The sequence below is a fragment of the Pseudomonas sp. MWU12-3088 genome (assembly GCF_023242405.1).
Classification (GTDB): Bacteria; Pseudomonadota; Gammaproteobacteria; order Pseudomonadales; family Pseudomonadaceae; genus Aquipseudomonas; species Aquipseudomonas kribbensis.
In genome coordinates this window covers 964083-985213 of the sequence record NZ_JALJEA010000001.1, presented here as the reverse complement: position 1 = coordinate 985213, position 21131 = coordinate 964083, and the positions used below count along the sequence as shown (strand labels likewise).

Genomic DNA, 21131 nt, shown 5'->3' with positions numbered 1-21131 from the left:
ACGACAACGCAGCTGACCTCCATTGGAGCAGCTGTCTGTCGGTGATATTGCGGCTCGGCTGCGGATTTGAATCCAGCAGCCAGACCGGTTTTTTCAAAGGCGAATCGACGTCAGCATCCGTTGCAGCATCTCATCGCAGGCCTTGAGTTGACCGAGGCTGACAAACTCGTCCGGCTTGTGGCCCTGATCCATACTGCCAGGCCCGCACACCACCGTGGGAATCCCCACGGCGTCGAACAATCCGCCTTCAGTGCCGAATGCCACCGTACCGAAATCGTCCGAGCCACAGAACGTGGCGATCAATTGCGCCGCCTCGCTCCGGGCATCAGTCGCCAGCCCCGGATACGCCGACAACTCGCTGAATCGGACATCGCTCTGCTCGCTGATGGCCCGCATACGCGGCAGCACTTGCTGTTCGGCGTAGGTCTTGAGTTGCTGCGCGACAATCGCCGGATCCTGTGAGGGCAGGGCGCGGATTTCGAAATCAAAACGGCAATCGGCGGGGACGATGTTCAACGCCTTGCCGCCGCTGATCACGCCGGTTTGCACCGTTGAATACGGCGGGTCAAAGCGCGGGTCGAGGTGCTCATCCTTGAGTTGCCGACCGATACGCCCCAGCTCACCGATCAATTCGGCGGCGCATTCGATGGCATTGACCCCGAGCGGCGCATAGGCCGAGTGACAAGCGTGACCCTGAACATCGCAGCGCATCGCCAGTTTGCCTTTGTGGCCGAGCACCGGTTTGAGTTCGGTCGGTTCGCCGATGATGCACAGCAGCGGTTTGACCGGACGCTGCTCCAGCACTTTAAGCAGCGAGCGCACACCGAGGCAGCCGACCTCTTCGTCATAGGACAAAGCAATGTGCACCGGCAGGCGCAACGGTGCTTTGACCAACGAAGGCACCAACGCCAGCACGCAGGCGATGTAGCCCTTCATGTCCGCCGTGCCACGACCGTAAAGCTTGCCGTCGCGCTCGCTGAGCTCGAAGGGTGGCACGGTCCATGGCTGACCATCGGCTGGCACCACATCGGTGTGCCCCGACAACACGATGCCCGGCAAATCCGCCGGGCCAATCGTGGCGAACAGATTGGCTTTGCTGCGCTCATCGTTGTAAATCAGCTCGCACGGCACATCGAACCGTTCGAGGTAGTCGCGCACGAAGTCGATCAATTGCAGGTTGGACTCGCGGCTGGTGGTGTCGAACCCCACCAGCGTCTTGAGCAACGCGACGCTGTCGCTCATCGGTCATCTCCGGCAACTCCGTAACCCGGCGCCTTGGCCGGATCGAGAGCGCGGTCGATGTAGTCCTGCAGTTGCGGACGATAGGCGTCCCAGAGTTTCTGCAACTGGCCGATCGGGTCTTCATCGGCCCAGTCCACCCGCAGGTTGACGATGGGCCAGGTCAGCTCGCCGACCACGACCACGGCTGCCGAATGCACCGGACCCGCTTCACCGCCCAGGGCCTGGGCGGCGTGCAAGGCCTTGAGCAGGCGATCGGCCAATTGACCTTCGCCCTCTTCGAACGCGCTGACCATGGCCTCGATCACAGAGCGCCCGGCGAGCATGTTGCCCGCCGCCACGCATTGTTCGCCCGACACCGCGTTGTGTACGCCAAGGGTTTGCGCGCCGCTGAAATGCGCGGTCTGCCCGAGGTGGTTGATCGCGGTGATTTGCCGGTACTGACTGTAGCCGTTGCGGGTGAGCACCTTGTCCAACGCCGCCTCCGGCGCCAGGCCTTGCTCCATCAAGGCGAGCACTTCCGGGCCGAGCGACGGCAGAGTGATGTTCTGGCTGGACACCGCGCCGACGCCGGGCAGCAGCCACGGGCAGCGGGCACCGACGGCGATGCTGGAGGAACTGATGGCGATGCCGAACTGACCGGTTTCGGGGCAGCGGGCGGCGATGGAAAATGTCATGTGTGGCCTCTTTTCGCTAAGGTCGAATTACTCGGGAATCACCGCAACCACATCAATCTCCATCAGCCACTGCGGCTGACCCAGCGCCGACACCACCAGCCCGGTGGAGATCGGGAAAACCCCCTTCAGCCACTTGCCGACTTCCTGATACACCGGTTCGCGGTAGCGCGGGTCGATCAGGTAAGTGGTGGTCTTGACGATGTGGCTCAGGTCGCTGCCGGCCTCTTCGAGCAGTTGCTTGACGTTGCGCATCGCCTGTTCGGTCTGGGCGCGCGGGTCGCCGAGGCCGACCAGTTCACCATCGAAATTGGTGCCGACCTGACCACGGACATACACGGTGTTGCCGGCACGCACGGCCTGGCACAGATCGTTATCCAGGGTCTGGTTCGGGTAGGTGTCCTTGGTGTTGAACATGCGGATGCGGGTGTGGGTTGGCTGACTCATGTGAGGCTCCTGACGAAATCGAACCCGGCGCGACAGGCGCCGGTATGGAAGAGGGAAATCAAGCGTCGACGGTGTCGGCGGCTTTGTTGTGCAGTACGGCTTCGCGTTGTTCGGCATCGCGATAGGCCAGGTATTTGCGCTGGGTGGCGATGTGGTCGGCCACGTGCTTGGCGTCGTGCCACACGCCCCAGATGAACGAAGAGCCGCGTCGCGACTGCCACGGCAAGCCGAGGAAATACACACCCGATTCGCTGGACACACCGCGCTGGTGCTGCGGCTTGCCGTTGTCGTCGAATGCCGCGACTTTCAGCCAGGAATAGTCCACGGCAAACCCGGTGGCCCAGATGATCGAGGTGATACCGGCGGCGGCCAGATCGAGGTCGGCCAGCGGGTTTTTCACGCATTCAGGGTCCGGATACGTCTCCCGGGCTTCTGGTTCCAGCGGCAGATCGAGGCCGTTGCGTTCGATATAGGCATCGGCTGCATCCAGCAGCGCGAGGTAGTTCTCGTCGCCACGCTTGAGGTTGTCGCGCAGGTCCTGCTTGAAGGTCACCACGCCGTCGCTGAACGATTCGGTGACGCCGACCAGGGTCATGCCGCGATGGGCCAGGCCACGGAAGTCGATGGTGCGGCCACCGTGGGCACCGCTGACGGCGATGGTCACGTGCTCGCGGCCGGGTTTCATTGCGGCCTGATCCCACTCGCCGAGCACGCCGAGCCACCAGCAGAAATCACGGTTGCGATAAGCGCGAGGCGGGCGGTCATGGGCACCGACCGAGAGGAACACTTGCTTGCCCGAACGCTGCAATTCGTCGGCGATCTGCACTCCCGAGGAACCGGCACCGACCACCAGCACCGCGCCGGCCGGCAGTTGTTGCGGGTTGCGATAGTCGGCCGAGTGAATCTGTAGAAGGCGTTCATCTTTCGGCGCAATGGCCGGGATCACCGGACGCTGGAACGGGCCAGTCGCAGCGACGACGCGGGCGGCTTCGATCACGCCTTCGGAAGTCTCGACGGTGAAGCCCGGACGACCGACATTGCGCACTACGCTCTTTACGTCCACGCCGGTGCGGATCGGCGCGTTGAATTTCTTCGCATAGGCTTCGAAGTAATCGGCGACACGTTCCTTGTGGGCAAAACCGTCCGGATCGACATCGTCGAATTCCATCCCCGGAAACCGGTCGTGCCACGCCGGACCGTTGGCCACCAGCGAGTCCCAGCGCCCGGTGCGCCAGCGTTCGGCGATGCGGCTGCGCTCCAGCACCAGGTGCGGCACCCCGAGTTTGCTCAGGTGTTCACTCATGGCCACACCCGCTTGACCGGCGCCGACAACAAGCGTGTCTGTTTTTATTATTTCAGTGGTCATCTCTGATCCCTTCTCACGAGGCCGTTGGATTCAGGCCGCTGTCGACCTGTTCTCTGTGCTTGGGATCAGACTAGGGAGGGGGTGGTTATCGGTAAAATATTATTAAGCTGGCATGTGAAGATAAAAACGTGATGCAGAGGCTTGAAAGCCCCGTAAATGCTGGGCTTCGCCATGACACCGGAATCCGGGACAACGAAAAAAAAGGGCCGCCGACAGGGTTGTCGGCGGCCCTTCGCAAGGCGTGATCAGATCACACGGACTCAGCGATCGAGAAACGCCAACAGGTCTTCATTCAATTGCTGCGCATGGGTGACCGCAAAGCCGTGCGGCGCCCCTGCGTAGACTTTCAGCTCGGCACCCTTGATCTGCGCGGCGGCGCGTTTGCCGGTGGTTTCGAACGGCACGATCTGGTCGCCATCGCCATGAATCACCAACGTCGGCACATCGATTTTCGCCATGTCCGGGCGGAAGTCGGTTTCCGAGAACGCAGTGACGCAATCCACGGTGCCCTTCAGCGAGGCGAGCAGCGCGATATTCAGGGTTTGCGTCAGCACGCCGTCGGAGACTTTCTGGCCCTGGTTGGTGCCGTAGAACGGCGCGGCGAAATCGGCGATGAACTGCGCACGGTCCTTCAGCAGGCCGGCCTTGATCCCGTCGAACACCGACTTGTCGACGCCTTCGGCAAAGTCCGGTTTCTTGCCGAACAGCGGCGTCACCGCGCCCAGCAACACCAGCCCGGCAACGCGCTCGCTACCGTGGCGTGCGATGTAGCGGCTGACATCGCCGCCGCCCATGGAGAAACCGACCAGAGTCACGTCACGCAGGTCGAGATGCTCGATCAGCTGTGCGATGTCATCGGCGAAGGTGTCGTAGTCGTAGCCGGTCCACGGTTGCCCGGAGCGGCCGAAACCGCGCCGGTCGAAGGCGATGGTGCGGTAGCCGCGGCTGCTCAGGTATTCCATCTGGTATTCCCACATGTCGGCGTCCAGTGGCCAGCCGTGGCTGAACAGCACGGGCTTGCCGCTGCCCCAGTCCTTGAAATAGATCTCGGTGCCGTCTTGGGTGGTGAACGTGCTCATGGAAACTCCTTGGAGGTTGGCTCTATGTGGTTGCCGTGGTGGCAGCAATCACTATCGCGGCAAAGCAGCTCTGCCACTTGTACGCAGGTGCTAAGTTCGCGGTGGCCGGTGTTATCGCTTCTGCTACATGAGTTGTAAGATGCAACCGCATCCCATCTTTCATTTGCCGGAGATATTCGAAATGAAGCGCAAAAGCCTTGCCGGCAATGCCTGCCCGGTCGCCCGGACGCTGGACCTGATCGGCGACTGGTGGTCGTTGCTGATCGTCCGTGATGCGCTGGAAGGCATCCGCCGTTTCGGCGACTTCGAGAGAAGTCTGGAAATCGCCAAGAACATCTTGAGCGTTCGCCTCAAAGGCCTGGTGGAGCGCGACATCCTGCGCCTGGTGCCGGCTTCCGATGGCAGTGCTTACAAGGAGTACGTACTGACGGAAAAGGGGCGGGCGCTGCAAACCGTGATCGTCGCGCTGTCGCAGTGGGGCGGGGAGTTCATGTTCGAGCCCGGTGAGTCGGGATCGGTGATGGTCGACGCGCAGAAGGGGAAGCCGATCAGGAAGCTGGAGTTGCTGTCAGCCGATGGCCGGGTACTTGCGCCGGAGGATGTGGCGACGAAACGGGCCGTTGAGCATTGAGGTGAAGTGAGCCGGATCTGTCGGATGTTTCGCTTCTCGGAACGTTCTCTGATGCTGTGGCCGGTTTTCTTCAAGTGATCTGAGAAACATCCTGCATCTCTGTCGGAGTCGGACGATTTCACCGATGCCGTTGGTCGGTAACACTATGACGGTGTATTCATAAATTGACGCCGGAATAGTGGCACATTACCATCGCGCCATTATTCTGATATCAGTTTCCGTCTCGAGGGATCGAACATGTCCTCACCCGCCCTCGTGGCGAGGTTGTGCCTGGCTTTGCTGTGCCTTTCTCCGCTTGATGCTGTATTCGCTGCACCCACCCCGGGTGATACCGACCTGATCCGCGACCGCCAGAATCGCCTGCTCGAAGAGCAGCAGCGGCGTCTCGAAGAACTCAAGGATCTGCCCGGCAAGGAAGCCAAGCCGGTTCAACCGACGGCGCCAGTCGACACCCGTTGCTTCCCGATCAAGGACATCGAACTCAAAGGCGCCGACAGCCTCTCAGAGAGCGACAAGACGCGCCTGCTCAAGCCCTACATCGGCCAGTGCCTTGGCGTACCTCAGCTCAATGAACTGCTCAAAGTCATCACCGACCACTACATCGAGAAGGGGCTGGTGACCAGTCGCGCTTACCTGCCGCAACAGGATCTGTCTGCCGGGCACCTGAAAGTGCTGGTGGTCGAGGGCAAGCTCGAAAGCCTGAAAGGCGCCGACAACAGCAAACTTTCCGAGCGTGAGCTGTCGATGGCGTTTCCCGGCAAGGCCGGCGAACTGGTCAACCTGCGCGAGATCGAGCAGATGGTCGATCAGCTCAACCGCCTGCCATCCAATCAGGCCAAGATGGAGCTTTCGCCGGGCAAGAACGTCGGTGGCAGTGATGTACTGGTCAACAACACCCCGCAAAAGCCCTGGCGTGTCGGGTTGTCGCGCAGCAACGACGGCCAGCGCAGCACCGGCGAGCAGCAGTGGGGCACCACGTTTGACTGGGACAGCCCGCTGGGCCTGGCCGATCAGTTGAGCCTGCGCGGCGGTCACGATGCGATGACAGACCATCAGCACACTTCCAACAACGCCATGCTCAATTACAACCTGCCGTGGGGCTGGTGGAACTTCAGCTACACCTACAGCCAGAGCGAATACCGCTCGCAGATCGCCGCCAACGGCTACAACTTCAAGCAGACCGGCGACAGCGAAAACCACCAGTTTCGCGCCGAGCGTGTGATCCACCGCGACGCCGTCAGCAAGACCTCCCTGAGCACTGGTCTGTCGTACCTGCGCAGCAACAACTTCATTGAAGACAGCAAACTGCGCCTGAGCAGCAACCGCATCAGCGAAGCGCAGTTCGGCTTCAACCACGGACGCCGTGTCGGCAGTGCCTTCGTCAACTTCGATGCCGGCATGCAGCAGGGCATCGGCGCGTTCGATGCCCAGGGCAGCCACGATCCGGGCCCCGGCGAGCCGGACGCGCGCTACCGCAAATACACCGCGACCCTGAGTTATCTGCAGCCGTTCAAGCTGTGGGGGGAATCGCTCACCTTCAGCAGCCTGATGACCGGCCAGCGCAGTGAAGACGTGCTGTTCAGCCCGCAGCGCACCAGCCTTGGCGGGTTGTCATCGGTCCGTGGCTACAAGGACCAATCGCTGTCCGGCGACAGCGGCGGCTACTGGCGCAACGACCTGCGCTGGGCACGCCCGGTGACCGCCGAATGGCTGCGTCCGGTGTTCGCCGAATACGGCACCAGCCTGGGCTACGACCAGGGCGTGATTCGCAATGATCGATACAACGGTGACCAGCACGGACGCATGTCGAGCAACTCGCTGGAGTTGTTTGCTCGTGGCGAGCACGTTGCGGCAACCGTGACCTTCGCCCACTCCCTGGAACGACCCGACGCGCTGACCGAGCGTGAAGCGCCGATCTATTTCCGCATGGATTTCTTCCTCTAATTCCGCCTGCTCCGAGTTTCTGATATGAACATTCGCCACCTGGCCTTTCTGGCCAGGCAGCCTTCTGCTGCCCTGAAAAAACGCGATCACTTCTGGGGCATGCCCAAACGCGGCCTGGCGTTCCTGCTGGCCAACGTCATGTTCTGGCAGCCAATGTGGGCGCAAGCAGACGGAATCGTGGTCAGTGCCCCCGGCACCACGCTCGACCGGGCCGGCAACGGCGTGCCGATCATCAACATCGCCACGCCCAACGGCGCGGGGCTGTCGCACAACCAGTTCCACGATTACAACGTGGACGCTCAAGGCGTCATCCTCAACAACGCGACCAGTCGCACTCAACTGACGCAGATGGGCGGGATCATTCTCGGCAACCCGAATCTGCGTGGGGCTGCGGCGCAAACCATCCTCAACGAAGTCAACGGCGGCAGCCCGAGCCAGTTGCGCGGTTACACCGAAGTGGCAGGGCAGTCGGCGCGCGTGATCGTCGCCAACCCGTATGGCATCAGCTGTAACGGGTGCGGCTTCATCAATACGCCACGCGTAACCCTGACCACCGGTAAACCGATCCTGGATGGCGCGGGGCGTCTGGATCGCTTTCAGGTCGATCAGGGCAGCGTTTCCATCGACGGCAAAGGTCTGGACGCCAGCGCTGTCGACAGCTTTGAAATCATCACCCGCAGTGCGCAAATCAACGCGCAGATCCACGCCAAGCGCCTGAACATCACCACCGGTCGCAACGATGTAAATGCCGAAACGCTCAACGCCACTGCGCGGGCCGACGACGGCAGCACCAAACCGCAACTGGCGATCGACTCCTCGGCACTCGGCGGGATGTACGCCGGGGCGATCAAGCTGGTGGGCACCGAGGCGGGTGTCGGCGTGAAACTGGCGGGCGAACTGGCGGCCAGCGCCGGGGATATCCAGATCGACGCCAATGGCCAACTGACGATGGCCAAGGCCACGGCCAGCAATGCGATCGACATCAAGGCCAACAGTCTTGAAGCCCAACAGGCGGTTTACGCCGGTACGCAACTCGCGGTGCAGACCGCGCAGGATCTGGTGAACCAGCAAAGCCTCGCAGCGCGCGACGCCGTGCGCCTCACCAGCGGCGGTACGCTGACCAACGCCGGCGTGATCGAAGCCGGGGTGAACGCGAACAACAGCCGTAACGGCAATGGCGACGTTGCCATCAACAGCGGCGCGGTGAGCAACCGTGGCAGCCTGTTGGCCAGTCGCTCCCTGAACGCCAGTGCCGCAGGTTTGCTCGACAACCAGAACGGTATCGTCCAGGCCAAAACCGTTGCGCTGGGCGCCACTCGGCTGGTCAACCAAGGGGCTGACGCACGGATTTACGGCGAGACCAGTCTGGCCTTCAACGTCCCGGCAATCGTCAACCTCAGTGGTTTGATCCGCTTCGCCGACGGCCAGGCGGCAACGCTCTCCGTCGACAGTCTGGACAACCGCAAGGGCCGAATCGAAATCGCCGGCGGCCGTTTGAAGCTCAATGCACGGACGTTGCAAAACGACGACGGCAAAATCATCGCCGGACGACTGGATCTCGATACCCGACAACTCGACAACGCTGGCGGCCTGATTGCTGCCAGCCAGGGCGAAACCAAGGTCGTCGCCCATGAACGTCTGAACAATGGCAAAGGCAAGATCCAGGCAAAGACCGACCTCGTTGTGTCGGGTACCGAGTTGCTCAATCAGGGCGGCACATTGGCGGCCGATTCGATCCGGATCACCGGCACCCGGCTGGATAACAGCGGCAAGGGAGTCATCAGTGCCGAAAACGGCAAGGCTGACCTGACGCTGGATCAGGACCTCGCGAACCACGATGGCAAGGTTCAGGCCTCCGATCGATTGAGCGTCGCGGCCCAGAGCATCGACAACCGTAATGCCAGCCTGACCGGCAAAACCCTCGAGGTCACCAGTCGCGGCAAACTCGACAATACCCAGGGCACGATTTCATCCGATGACAGCCTGCTGGCTAGCGAGGACCTGGACAACACCCAGGGCCTGATTCAGGGCAACACGACCCTGAACCTGACCGCCCGCGATCTGGATAACACCAATGGCCAGCTGCTCGGCGGTGTCGTCGATGCAACGCTGGACAATCTCACCAGCAACGACAAAGGCGCAATCAGCGCCGAAACCGGCCAGCTCACGCTGGTGGTCAACAAGCACCTGAACAATGCCTTGGGCCGACTGCAAGCCAGCAAGGGTGACGTTGACGTACAGGCCGGCAGTATCGACAACCGCAAGGGCGTGGTAGCCGCGCAACAATTGCTGGTGGTCGCTCGCGATGGCCATATCGACAACCGTGGCGGGCGAGTGATTGGCGATCGCCTCAACCTGCAAGCCGCCAGCCTGGATAACGGCGAGGGCGGTCTGTTGGCGGCGGGTGTCGACGGTGCCCGGTTGATTCTCAAACATGCTGTTGCCGGCCAGTCGCAACTGCTCAATCAAAAGGGCCGGATCCAGAGCGACGCCGACCTCTACATCGAAAGCGACACGGTCGACAACAGCGCCGGTGTCCTGCTCGGCAAAACCATCGAAGTCACGGCAACACAGCTGAATAACAGCGACAAGGGCGGCATCGTCGGCACGGGCGGTGACATTGCGCTGAACATCGCCGGCGTGTTCAGAAACGTCACGGGTGTAGTGGACGCCGGTGAGCAACATTTGCTGCTCGAGCAACTGGTCGAACTCGACAACCGCGGCGGCACATTGCGCGGCAAACGTCTGGACATCGCCAGTACGTCCATCGACAACCGCAATGCGGGCCAGATCATTGCCGGCAGCGATGGCCTGAAAATCGTCGGCAACACCCTGCTGAACCAGCAGGGTGCGATCCTCGCCAATGGCAGCCACGCAGAACTGGCGCTGGGCACCGGCAGCCTGCAGAACCAGGGCGGTACGCTACAGGCCGACACCCTGAACATCACCAGCGCCGATCTCGACAACAGCGCAGTCGATGGCAAGGCCGGATTGATCTCAAGTCTGCTCGGCGACCTGAAACTGACGGTGACACGCCTGACCAACCATGCCGGCAAGCTCTTCGGCAAAGATCAGGTCATTTTTGATGGCTCCAGTCTGGATAACGTGGGCGGAGAGATCAGCGGCAATCGACTGGCATTCGAAGCGGTCAGCCAGGTGCTCAATCAGGGCGGCCTGATCGAATCGGCAACCGATCTGAAACTCATCAGCGGCCAATTGAACAACAGCGCCGGCGGGCAGATTCGCGCACTGGGTGGCGCCTCCAGCAAAATCAAACTGAACGGCAATCTGAACAACCAGAACGGCGTCATCGAGATCGGCAGTCAGGATCTGGAGCTTGGCGGTGCCCAGCTCAACAACCTCAGCGGCAGCGTTCGTCACGCCGCAAAAGGGCTGTTCGATCTGGACCTGACCAACCTGACTGGCTCTCAAGGTAGCGTCACCGGTCTGGGCAACGGCGTCTGGGATGTCGCGTCGGTCAATGGCGTGGGCACCTGGCAACTGAACGGTGGCCTGACCTATACCAGCGCGCAGGATTTGAACCTCAATGTCGGGGATCGCATCGCCAGTGCTTCGTCGCTCAAGCTCAACGTCGCCAGTCTGAACAACGCCGGTGAACTGGCCACTGACGGCGACCTGACGCTGAACCTCGGCGGCAACCTGATCAACAGCGGACGCGTGTCCGCCAAACAGAAACTCGTTATCGGCGCCAATGACCTGATTCAGCAGGACGGTCGCTTGGTCAGCGGTGGTGACACCGAGCTGACCCTGCGCGGCACTCTCGACAACCTCGGTCGACTGATTGCCAATCAGAACCTCACGGTCTCCGCTGCACGGATCGACAACAAAGGCACGTTAGGCGCTCAAGGCAATCTGCTGTTCAACGCCACCAATGGCATCAGCAACGGCCCCGACACGCTGTTGTTCAGCGGCGGCACCATGGAGTTGCACGGCAACAGCCTGAGCAACTTCTATGGCGATATTTACAGCCGCGGCAAACTCACTTTCGACGCGGTGGGCGGAGGTCGGGCGGCGTCGTTCAGTAACCTGTCGGGCACCCTCGAAGGCGAAGGTGATATCGACATCAACGCCGTTTCGTTTGAAAACGCCAAGGCCGAATTCGAAATCGCTTCGGGACCATCGTCCGGCAGCCTGAGCTGGGTCTGCGCCCAGCATTGCGGCGGCGGTGATGGCTGGAAGCGTGGCTACATCACGATTACCACCGAGTTCAGTGACAAAGTCCTGAAAGACTCGCGGGCGGCGCGGTTTGTCGCCGGCAAGAACCTCACTCTTCATGCCAATAACGTCGAAAACCGCTACAGCCTGCTGGCGGCGAACGGCGATCTGACCGTGACGGCCGACAGCCTGCTGAACCAGGGCGCAATGTCGCGCTCGGGCCAACGGATAGTGAAGATCGGTACACCGGGGCACATCGACAACAGCCTCTGGGACAAGATGGAGTTCACCGATATCCCGGCGTTCAACGCAGCGACTGCGGCGGGTCACTTTGATGAGGAACGTTTCAACGAGTTGGTCAGTCGTTCGAGTGATGAGCGATTTTTGCAGACAAGTGATGTCACCACGACGGGCGATACCCCCGAAAAAGTCTATTCGTCGGTGCTCCAGGCCGGAGGCAAGGTCAAACTGGACGTCGCTCACAGCATCCAGAACGGCACCCTCTACGACAACACTTACGACCAGCTGACCGGCAAGCTGTCCAGCGATCAGACAACCGCCGTCGGCGGCGTCACCATCAACCTGGGCAAACACAGCACCGACGCCAGCGCCCAGGCGCCGAAAGAAGTCACCCGAATCGAACGCATCGATGCCGATGGCGTGAAGCAGATCAGCTTCGTTCCGGTCGATTTCAAGGGCGTGCCGTTTGCCGCGGTCGATCCGACGGCCTCCTCGACGTTCCGTCTGCCGAAAGGCCCTTACGGCATGTTCGTGCAGAGCTCGAATCCGCAGAGCCATTACCTGATCGAAACCAACCCGGAGCTGACCCAGTCCGCGCCGTTCATGAGTTCCGATTACCTGCTGGGCAAACTCAGTTTCAGCGCCGATGAAACGGCTCGCCGCCTCGGCGATGGCCGCTACGAGACGCGACTGATCAGCGACGCAGTGATGGCCCAGACCGGCCAGCGCTTCCTCGCCGGTGGCCTGAACAACGACTACGAACAGTTCCGTTATCTGATGGATAACGCACTCGCAAGCAAGAACGAGCTGAACCTGTCCGTGGGCGTGAGCCTGACGTCCGAGCAAGTGGCGGCACTGACCCACGACATCGTGTGGATGGAAGAGCGCATCGTCGACGGCCAGAAAGTGCTGGTGCCGGTGCTCTATCTGGCCCAAGCCGAGTCACGCAACGTGCGTGGCGGCAGTCTGATTCAAGGGCGCGACCTGGAACTGATCGCGGGCAATGATCTGGTCAACGTCGGCACGTTGCAGGCGACCAAGGATCTGTCCGTCGACGTCAAAGGCAGCCTCTACCAGGGCGGCCTGGTCGAAGCCAACGAGCGCATCACGCTCATGGCCACCGACAGCATCCGCAACGCGCTGGCCGGTGAAATTCGCGGCAATCAGGTCAGCCTCACCAGCCTCAAGGGCGACATCGTCAACGATCGCACCGCCGTCGCCGTACGCGACGGTCACGGCATGCGCACCCTGGTGGACGACGGCGGCAACATCAGCGCTCGCGACACGCTGACCATCAAGTCGGGCAACGATCTCGTCAACTCCTCGTCCATCAGCAGCGGCGGCGACGCCACCCTGAGCGCCACACGCGACATCAACCTGTTGGCGACGCGCAACGAAAGCGAACTGCACGAATCGTTCGAGGGCGGCCATCGCTCGGTTATCACCACCACCGTGGAAAACCTCGGTTCCAGTGTGAAAAGCGGCGGCAACCTGAAGCTCGATGCTGGCCGGGATCTCAACGTCGTGGCCAGCACCGCCGAGGCCAAGGGCAACCTGACCGCCGACGCCAAGCGCGACATCTACCTGTCCTCGGCGGGTGACGAACACAACGTCGAAACCCATAGCAAGGACGGCAAGAAACGCGTCCACGAAGAAGACAACCACACCGTCCAGAAAGCCGCCGAGTTCATCGCCGGTGGCGACGTCAAGACCAACTCCGGTCGCGACACGACGCTGGTGGCGAGCAAGATCAGTGCGGGCAATGAAGCCTACGTCTACGCCGGCAACGACTTGAACCTGCTGGCCGCGCAGAACAAGGACTACACCCTCTACGACATGAAGGAGAAGGGCGGTTTCGGCAACCTGAAACTGCAGCGCGACGAAGTCACCCAGATCACCCACGTCGGCACCGAGATCAAGACCGGCGGCAATCTCACGCTGGTCAGCGAGGGTGACCAGCGCTACCAGGTGGCGAAGCTTGAAAGTGGCAAGAACATCACGCTGGACAGCGGTGGGGCGATTGTTTTTGAAGGGGTTAAAGACCTTCACGATGAAAGCCATACCAAGACCAGCAACAGCCTTGCCTGGAACACGATGAAAGGTCGGGGCAACACCGACGAAACCTTGCGTCAGACCCAGATGATCGCCAAAGGCAACATCGTGCTCAAGGCCGTCGAAGGGTTGAAGATCGATATCAATCAGATCGATCAGAAAACCGTGAGTCAGACCATCGACGCGATGGTGCAGGCCGATCCGCAATTGGCCTGGCTCAAGGACGCCGAGCAGCGGGGTGATGTGGACTGGCGCCTGATCAAGGAGACTCACGAGTCGTTCAAGTACAACAACTCGAGCCTGGGTCAGGCGGCGGTGCTTGTCATTATCATCATTGTCACCGTCCTGACGGCAGGCGCCGCGAGTGCGGCGGTGGCTTCGGCCAGTACGGCAATGGGGGCCACTGCTGGCGGGACCATGGCCGCCGCGTCGGCAGCCACCGCGGCAACAGCGACGACAGCGGCCACCGCTGCCACTGCGGCGGGACTGGGTAACGTGATGGTGACGAGCGTAGTGACGGCCATGGCCAGCACCGCAGCGGTCAGTACGATCAACAACAAGGGGAATCTGGGCGCAGTCCTCAAGGATGTCACCTCGAAAGACAACCTTAAAAATTATGCGATCGGTGCTGCTACTGCGGGCTTTACGAAGGGGGTGATCGATCCGCAGTTAGGTGGCCACACTACGCCATTCAATAACATCACAAAGGGTTTCGATCTCAATACGCTTGAGGGCTTTGGCGGTTTCGCCGTTCATGCGGGTGCTCAGGGGTTGGCGGGAGGAGCGATAAAGACTGCCATTGGAGGGGGCAGTCTGGGTGAGAACTTGACACAAGGTCTGGTCTCTCAAGCAGGCAATGTGGCCGCAGCCACCGCTTTCAATTTTGTTGGGGGCTATGCCCAGAGTCATTGGCAAGACGCCAAACAAGCGGGCGACTCGGTCGGCATGGCGATGTGGAAAGAGGGTGGTATTGCTCGCACCGCCATGCATGCGTTGTTTGGCGGCGCCGTCTCCAGTGCCACTGGGGGCGACTTCAAGACCGGCGCAGTTGCCGCAGGTGCGAGCCAGGCGATGGCGGGCGCGCTCAACTCGGCGTTCGACGATCAACCCCAGTTGCGCCAGGCGTTCTCGCAGATCGTCGGTCTGACGGCTTCAGGACTGGCCGGTGGGGATGTTGAAAAGGCGTCGTGGGTTGCCTTGATGGCAGACCAGTACAACCGGCAGCTCCATCTGAAAGAGGCTGTGGCACTCGAGAAACTGCAGAAGGAGTCGCCGGATAAAGCATATGAGCTCAAAGCGGCTGCATGTGCGTTGGTTCATTGCAGTGAGTCAATACCAACGGGTGATCCGAAATATCAGGAGTTCAAGGATCTCGAAGCTGCAGGCAAAGGCTTCAAGGGGGCGCAAGACGCTCTGTTCGCATCAGGGGCGTTTGACGAGTACTCAAAGTGGGACCAGGCCAATGATGCACTCGGGCGTAATGAAGAAAGCGCTCAGCGCTCAATTGCTGCGCGACAAGCGATCTTTGGCGCTGTGGGTGCAGTAACCGGTTACGGGGGCGCAGTAGCCTTAAGCCCGGCGTGTGTGAGTGTGGTTGGTTGCACGCTGCCAGCAATGTCCGCATTGGGGGGGGCCGTTTCCTTCAGGGATGGCTGGGAAGCCACTGGCCGACTGTTTGCACCTTACGAATACACGCAGGGCGACAGAGTAAGTGCGTCCTTCAGCAGCGATACATATCCCGGTGATGTGAACCCGCTTCGCGATTACGGGACTGAGGCCGCGAAAGCAGCGCTGGAAATTGCGTTGCTGAAGGGGGCCGGGAAGTACCTTGAGAGAACGGGGTCCTCGGTACTGGTTTCGGGGGCTAACAAGGAGGCGGCGCTTGTTACGGATGGCGCGAAGGGCGCCGCAAACTCGGACAAGACGAATCTTCCAGCGTGGTATCACGAAGACAGCTCCGCAGGGGCGATGGTCAACCAAACCGATGAACTGTTTGATGGTTATCGTCGAGTACTCAATACCAGAACAGGGAATTTCGAGCTATTGGCGCCAGATGGCCAGCTCTTTTTTCAGACGGGAAATGGACTGAAGCCGAAGGTGGGGGGTAATCTGGCTGAGTTGGCGGAGGCTGAGCGGCGAATTGCTAATACAAAGGGCGGAACTACAGAAATTCCGGCCTTTTCACCATTAGCCAAAGAAGGATTAAAAAAAGACCTATTTGTGGCGCAAGCAGTAGATTCACGGATCGGTACAGTACTTCCAGGCGCGAAAGCACCAGTTACTGTGACAGCTGAAAGTGACATTGGGGGGAGGGTATTAATGGACACTAATCAAACCGCTAGGCCACTGATAACGGCCGATCCGAAGAAGCTAACGTTGATTGCCGATCTGATAGCTCCAGGTAAACCGAATTCTACAATGGCAAACGCTCATGCGGAGATTGGACTAATACAACAAGCTTTCGATGCAGGTCTTACACGTGGACAAGGAATGACGATCGTTGTGAGAGGTGAAGAAGTTTGTTCTTTCTGCAAAGCCAATTTAACAGCTGCGGCTGATCGAGCTGGATTAAATAATCTTAAAGTAGTCGATACCGTTCGTGGTCATGTATATGAATGGGTGCGTGGGGAAGGGTGGAAAGAATGAAAGAGCGCGAAAGTATGAAAAGTTTTACTCTGATATTGTGCGCATTGGATGGCTCAATGAGTCCTCCTGCTCAGACTACGGAGAGCCCAGTGTGGTCCACGGTTTCTGACGCTATTGAAAATGCGTTTCAAAATGATGGGTTTGTTGATCTTAGAGTAATAGGTTCTTCGTTTGTTAAAGAACTATGTATGAAATCATTATCTGGCAAATATAGAATGGTTGCTTCAACAAGGTCCGACGATCCCAAACTCGAGCTGATGGAGTGGTGGGAGTTAGGTGACTCGCCGTTTAGGGGGGTTGAATATTTTGGTGATGATGCACTGGATTTGCGCACCGTATGCTCAGACGTATCAGTTGCACGGGGATTATTTAAAGAGATTTATGACTCTGGTGAGCTGAAAACGGGCTTGTTACAAATGCGATCTCAATGGGATCCAAAGCAGTAGAGTGTGAAGTATATGTAGGTTCGTTAGAAAAAATGGGGGGGCAGGTTTATTTTATTTAATAAATCTGTCCCCTTTCCTTCCATTACCTTATATATGAGGATCCTCGAAATCTTATTCCTACCCAAATTAAGTCAGAAATGTCGGGGTCACAGATTAAACGCCTCGCGAAAGATATGGAGAAAAATGGATTCGATCCAAACTACCCAGTTGACGCATGGAAAAACCCTAATACAGGGCGACTTGAGATACAGGATGGACATCATAGAACTGAAGCAACAAAAAAAGCAGGTTTAGATAAAGTCCCAGTAGAGGTTTGGAAGTGATGCGATGAGAGGGAAGTATAAAGCAGCCTTCATAGTGCCTAATGGTACTGCCAAGACTCTCGGTGACTACGGCTGGGAGTTTCGGGGGGTAGGGCGAATTTCTACGGAGGTGATAACGTATTTGGTCGGGGCTTTAGGGCTTAAATTGGTGGGCGAATATTCTGGGATTAGAAAATATGTTGGCGAGCATGCTGAAATGTCCACCTTTCTTGATGAAGGCAATGCTGTCGAGAGTATTTATTTTCAGTTTTATAATGATTCCATTCCAGATCTCTCTGGGATGTTTAAAGAAAGTGACTTTTTTCAGGGCTGGAACTATTCATTCCTGATGGCGTAGGGCTGTAGGAGGGAAGTTAATGGATTTAGAGAAAAGAGAAAGGGGACGGATTTATTTGATTGCCCCCCTTTTTCTGATTTAATAAATCTGTCCCCTTTTTTCACTACACCGCAAGGCGACAAGCAGAAAAGAAGCAGAAAAGGGGACAGCAGAAAAGGGGACGGATTTATTTGATTTAATAAATCCGTCCCCTTTTTCTTTTGAGCACGCTTGGAAAAAGCATGGTGGCGCTTGGGGTGAGAATAAATCTGCTTTTACGATCTCTAAGGATGAATTGAAGGGGGTTCTGCAGAGCCCACAGGTCGTCAAGACACCTGCGTACCAATCACCAACGTCTGGTAATTTTATTCGAACAGTTTATATGGGGCGGCCTATGGGAAGTGATGCCAAAATCGGGGGCAGTCTACTAATTTCATGACGGTGATTACCGATTCAAAGGGGAATTTGGTGAACACCTTTCCAGGAAAGACTTTCTAATCATGTATTATTTGATGATATGGGATAAAGATTTAGCATCCATCGGGCGAGACGGTTGTCTTGATAAAATTGAGATTCCTTTGGATGTGGCAAATTTTTTCTTTCGGCTGGATGCCAGGCAATATCCAATTCTTTCCAGCTTAAGCTTTGATGATTACGATATGTTCTCTGGTTCGCAGATTGATTCACTTTTAGGTGAGCTATTTTCTGTCTCAAGCATAAATCCGCTAGTTTTCGAAGGCGTTGAGTTGATGAAGGAACTGATGCTTAAGGCGAAGTCTTTAGGGAAAAATATATTGTTTGACCCGTTTAAAGTGAACTGAATGGTGTAGAGCGCACTGCGGGAATGAAAAAAGGGAAAAGGGGACAAAGGGAAAAGGGGACTGATTTATTTGATTTAAAAGTTTTGGGGGTGGCAATGATTATGAGTGGTGGTTTTGGACAACTGGGTAAGTTTCGGTTTTGGTGCGATGAGTCTCATGTTTCTGATTGTAGATGGCTCAGAGTTCATAAGTCTGATTTCGCTGGTGTAAATGACCGGGCTGAACTGGCTGGAGTGCGAAGCATAGTGCTCGAAGCAATGGAGCCTAGAGGTGCCAGGACCTTGTACGCGATGCTTGGATTGCATTACCTAGCGGAAGCTGGAGAGTTTAGAGTAAACGTTGTTAACCACTCACCGAATTCTGCAGTCTATGAGGGCTCTCTTATAGATGATTTTGAGGTGGCGCATTTTGGTTTGCCAGCAAATTATGCAGCCGCATCCGTTGCTGGCATGAAACGCGGGCTAGCTGATACCGTTGGTGCTGATGGAGGTCGGGTAGATATTTGTTGTGCGGCATATGGAAGTGTTTCTTCAAGTGAACCTTTTTTTGAAAAGCTAGGCTTTACCTTGGCTCACCTTTTACGGTTGTCATGTGATGATATTTCAGAGGGTTTGATTGGTTCTTATCTTTGATTTTTTTGTATTTATTTATAACTAAGTAAGAAAAAATTTAAAAAAGAGGGCGGCTTTATTTAATTTAATAAATTTTTCCCCTTTTGTTCGCAACATCAACCCTGTAACAGGTCAGTGCGTGAAAGTAAGTAATGGCCATCTGTAGAGGAAAAGGGGACGGACTTATTTGATTTAATAAATCCGTCCCCTTTTTTGGAGGGGGGCACAGCTTTAAGTGGGACTTAAGAGATGATTGACTCGAAAACCGGTGAGCGGATATTAGTTTGCGTCGACGAGATTTATGGACCGTACATTAGAGTTTCGACATTTCAAGATGGCGGAGCTTTAGAAGAAGTATTGGATGAGAGGTTTTTTGTACTTTATTGGAAAGGCGTTCCGGACGATCTAAAGGATCTGGGAGGGAATGAGTACTTTTTTGGCGGGGCTGCAGATCCGGTTAAACTACAAAAGATTATTGATTCTATAGAGTTCGGTATAAATGGGGATGGGGTTGTTTGATTAATAGTCTGTTCCCTTTTGAACTGGCGAGGTGAAAATATGCGACGGTCTTTATCCTGGGTGGTAGGTTCTGGCCGATCATGCGAAGGTGGCATGTTAAGAGAACCATCCTGGAGTGATGTTTTAACGCAACTGAAGAAGTCCTGTCATGGCGCGGGAAGCGTAACGATGGATGTTGATGAGTTGGCCGGATTTGAACTCTTGACACTACAGGTGGTTGCAGACGCAGGAAAATATGTCCTTACTCTTGGGGAGGACGATGGTAATGATTACGATGTTAGGATGTTTTCCGGAGATGGGAGCAGCGGCAAGAAGATTTGCATACAAGGTGAGCTTGTAGAAAGTTCGATGGTCTGTTCGGATTTCGAGAGGGTTGTTGAGATATTCAAACAGCTCTTTGATAGTGGTCAAGTCGCGCGGAATCTAATGCGCTGACGCTGTCGGCGTAATAATGATCCTATTTAGTTTTTATCTTGATTGGGTTTTTGATGCTTTTAAGAAAAGGAAATGGATTTATTTGATTCGGTGATTGGTTCATAGTTGACGCGAATCCAGGATGGAGAGTTAAGTGAAATTTATAAAATTGATGCCTGATTACGAATGTCATCCTTTATGGAATATTTCTCCCGATGAGTATGGCGATCTCGATCCTCTGGGCCTTCCAATTTCTGATGCGCTTAAGTCTCGCTTGAAAGCTTGGGCTACCAAGTACGATGAAACTCTAGATAGGGACTATCCACCAAATTCAGGTTTTAAGAGTGAGGTCTTGGAGTTTGAGTTTAGGGAGGAAGGTAAGCTTTTGGCTGAGGCTTTGCAAAATGAACTTGGTTTGGGGTATGTGATTTCAATTCAAATTTAAAAAAGGAGTTGTATGTATTGCTTTCGGAGAGTGTAAATTTATTAATGGAAATTCTTGAAGGAAAACTGCCAAGTAAGATATTTAATAGGGTTCTGGAGGCTGAGCCTAGTATGGATAAATATGAATTGGCTAATGTTTTCTTGGCGAGATTTGATCGCTTGGACAGTAAAGTTCTGCCTGCGATATGGCACTGGAAAAGCGTCAGATCAATTAGAGGTATGTCGGACGAGCAATTCGATGAGACCGTGCTTGCTCTGATGAGGTCCGCAGGTTATAGGGTTTGAAAGGAAAGATGAAAATGGGCGGTTCTGTTCCTTCACAATTTTTGGGAACGAAGGCCTAGGCACGATCCTGCTAATGGAGCGGTTGATGTGTAACCCCGAAAACTCAATGGTCGCAGCGCTTTTCAAATATCGCCACGGTGTAGGTGTTGCCTTGTTGGTGGCGGCACTCATAAACGGTTATTTTCAGTTCAATGGCAGCTGGGGGCTTTTCTTCACTGTGCTCGCGGTTCAACTGTGGTTTGCGCAGGGTGTCTACTGCTACTTTTGCGGTGCGAGCATTTCAATTGCCCCGGGTGGGTTGGGAAGAGATGCTGATCCCGAATGGCGTGCTGCGTTGGCAGTCTTCGCCTTTGTTTTATACGCTGTATTTTTCTTTCTGGATTATCAGTATTGATACTGGGATAAATCCATTCGAAAACGCCTCGAATTTATCGGGGCGTTTTCATTTGCCAGGCAGC

At 56.8% G+C, this 21131-nt stretch carries 17 protein-coding genes; 12 read left to right on the top strand and 5 right to left on the bottom strand.

Annotation, left to right across the window (positions count from 1 at the left end; genetic code table 11):
- Positions 1-93 precede the first annotated feature (93 nt).
- From argE to M5B98_RS04365, 5 genes are all read right to left on the bottom strand, one after another.
- Positions 94-1242 (bottom strand): acetylornithine deacetylase, encoded by a 1149-nt coding sequence (gene argE / locus M5B98_RS04385; protein WP_248741949.1) that lies wholly within the window; start codon positions 1240-1242, stop codon positions 94-96.
- Positions 1239-1916: a DUF1028 domain-containing protein gene (locus tag M5B98_RS04380; protein ID WP_248741948.1), complete on the bottom strand. Its 678-nt coding sequence runs from the start codon at positions 1914-1916 to the stop codon at positions 1239-1241. Before M5B98_RS04380 ends, argE begins: the two co-directional genes overlap by 4 nt.
- Positions 1917-1943: 27 nt before the next feature.
- On the bottom strand, positions 1944-2360 hold the full coding sequence (locus M5B98_RS04375) for a RidA family protein (protein WP_007950460.1): 417 nt from the start codon (positions 2358-2360) through the stop codon (positions 1944-1946).
- Positions 2361-2418: 58 nt separating this feature from the next.
- Positions 2419-3726, bottom strand: a complete 1308-nt coding sequence (locus M5B98_RS04370) for a flavin-containing monooxygenase (RefSeq protein WP_248741947.1) — start codon at positions 3724-3726, stop codon at positions 2419-2421.
- Positions 3727-3986: 260 nt separating this feature from the next.
- Entirely contained in the window at positions 3987-4805 is an 819-nt protein-coding gene (locus M5B98_RS04365; protein ID WP_134826416.1) for an alpha/beta fold hydrolase, read from the bottom strand.
- A gap of 181 nt (positions 4806-4986) precedes the next feature.
- On the opposite strand from M5B98_RS04365, the gene M5B98_RS04360 reads away from it, so the two are divergent.
- The 12 genes from M5B98_RS04360 (at position 4987) to M5B98_RS04305 (ending at position 21067) form a co-directional block, all read left to right on the top strand.
- Positions 4987-5436, top strand: a complete 450-nt coding sequence (locus M5B98_RS04360) for a winged helix-turn-helix transcriptional regulator (protein ID WP_085711606.1) — start codon at positions 4987-4989, stop codon at positions 5434-5436.
- Between the two features lie 237 nt (positions 5437-5673).
- Positions 5674-7380, top strand: coding sequence for a ShlB/FhaC/HecB family hemolysin secretion/activation protein (locus M5B98_RS04355; protein ID WP_248741946.1), 1707 nt, complete (start codon positions 5674-5676; stop codon positions 7378-7380).
- A 24-nt stretch (positions 7381-7404) separates the two neighbouring features.
- Entirely contained in the window at positions 7405-16494 is a 9090-nt protein-coding gene (locus M5B98_RS04350; RefSeq protein ID WP_248741945.1) for a DUF637 domain-containing protein, read from the top strand.
- Positions 16491-16940 (top strand): hypothetical protein, encoded by a 450-nt coding sequence (locus M5B98_RS04345; RefSeq protein WP_248741944.1) that lies wholly within the window; start codon positions 16491-16493, stop codon positions 16938-16940. Before M5B98_RS04350 ends, M5B98_RS04345 begins: the two co-directional genes overlap by 4 nt.
- A gap of 62 nt (positions 16941-17002) precedes the next feature.
- Complete coding sequence (locus M5B98_RS04340; protein ID WP_318654171.1) at positions 17003-17263, top strand: ParB/RepB/Spo0J family partition protein; 261 nt, start codon at positions 17003-17005, stop codon at positions 17261-17263.
- Between the two features lie 4 nt (positions 17264-17267).
- A complete protein-coding gene (locus tag M5B98_RS04335; protein ID WP_248741942.1) occupies positions 17268-17600 on the top strand; it encodes a hypothetical protein in 333 nt (110 codons plus the stop codon).
- A gap of 479 nt (positions 17601-18079) precedes the next feature.
- A complete protein-coding gene (locus M5B98_RS04330) occupies positions 18080-18400 on the top strand; it encodes a hypothetical protein (protein ID WP_248741941.1) in 321 nt (106 codons plus the stop codon).
- Positions 18401-18423: 23 nt separating this feature from the next.
- Positions 18424-19032, top strand: coding sequence for a hypothetical protein (locus M5B98_RS04325; RefSeq protein ID WP_248741940.1), 609 nt, complete (start codon positions 18424-18426; stop codon positions 19030-19032).
- Positions 19033-19260: 228 nt separating this feature from the next.
- A complete protein-coding gene (locus tag M5B98_RS04320) occupies positions 19261-19530 on the top strand; it encodes a hypothetical protein (RefSeq protein WP_248741939.1) in 270 nt (89 codons plus the stop codon).
- 39 nt (positions 19531-19569) lie between these two features.
- Positions 19570-19965, top strand: a complete 396-nt coding sequence (locus M5B98_RS04315) for a DUF6911 family protein (protein WP_412548529.1) — start codon at positions 19570-19572, stop codon at positions 19963-19965.
- 133 nt (positions 19966-20098) lie between these two features.
- On the top strand, positions 20099-20389 hold the full coding sequence (locus M5B98_RS04310) for a hypothetical protein (RefSeq protein ID WP_248741937.1): 291 nt from the start codon (positions 20099-20101) through the stop codon (positions 20387-20389).
- 369 nt (positions 20390-20758) lie between these two features.
- The gene (locus M5B98_RS04305) at positions 20759-21067 is read left to right on the top strand and encodes a hypothetical protein (protein ID WP_248741936.1); all 309 of its coding nucleotides are present in this window, start codon (positions 20759-20761) and stop codon (positions 21065-21067) included.
- Positions 21068-21131 lie beyond the last annotated feature (64 nt).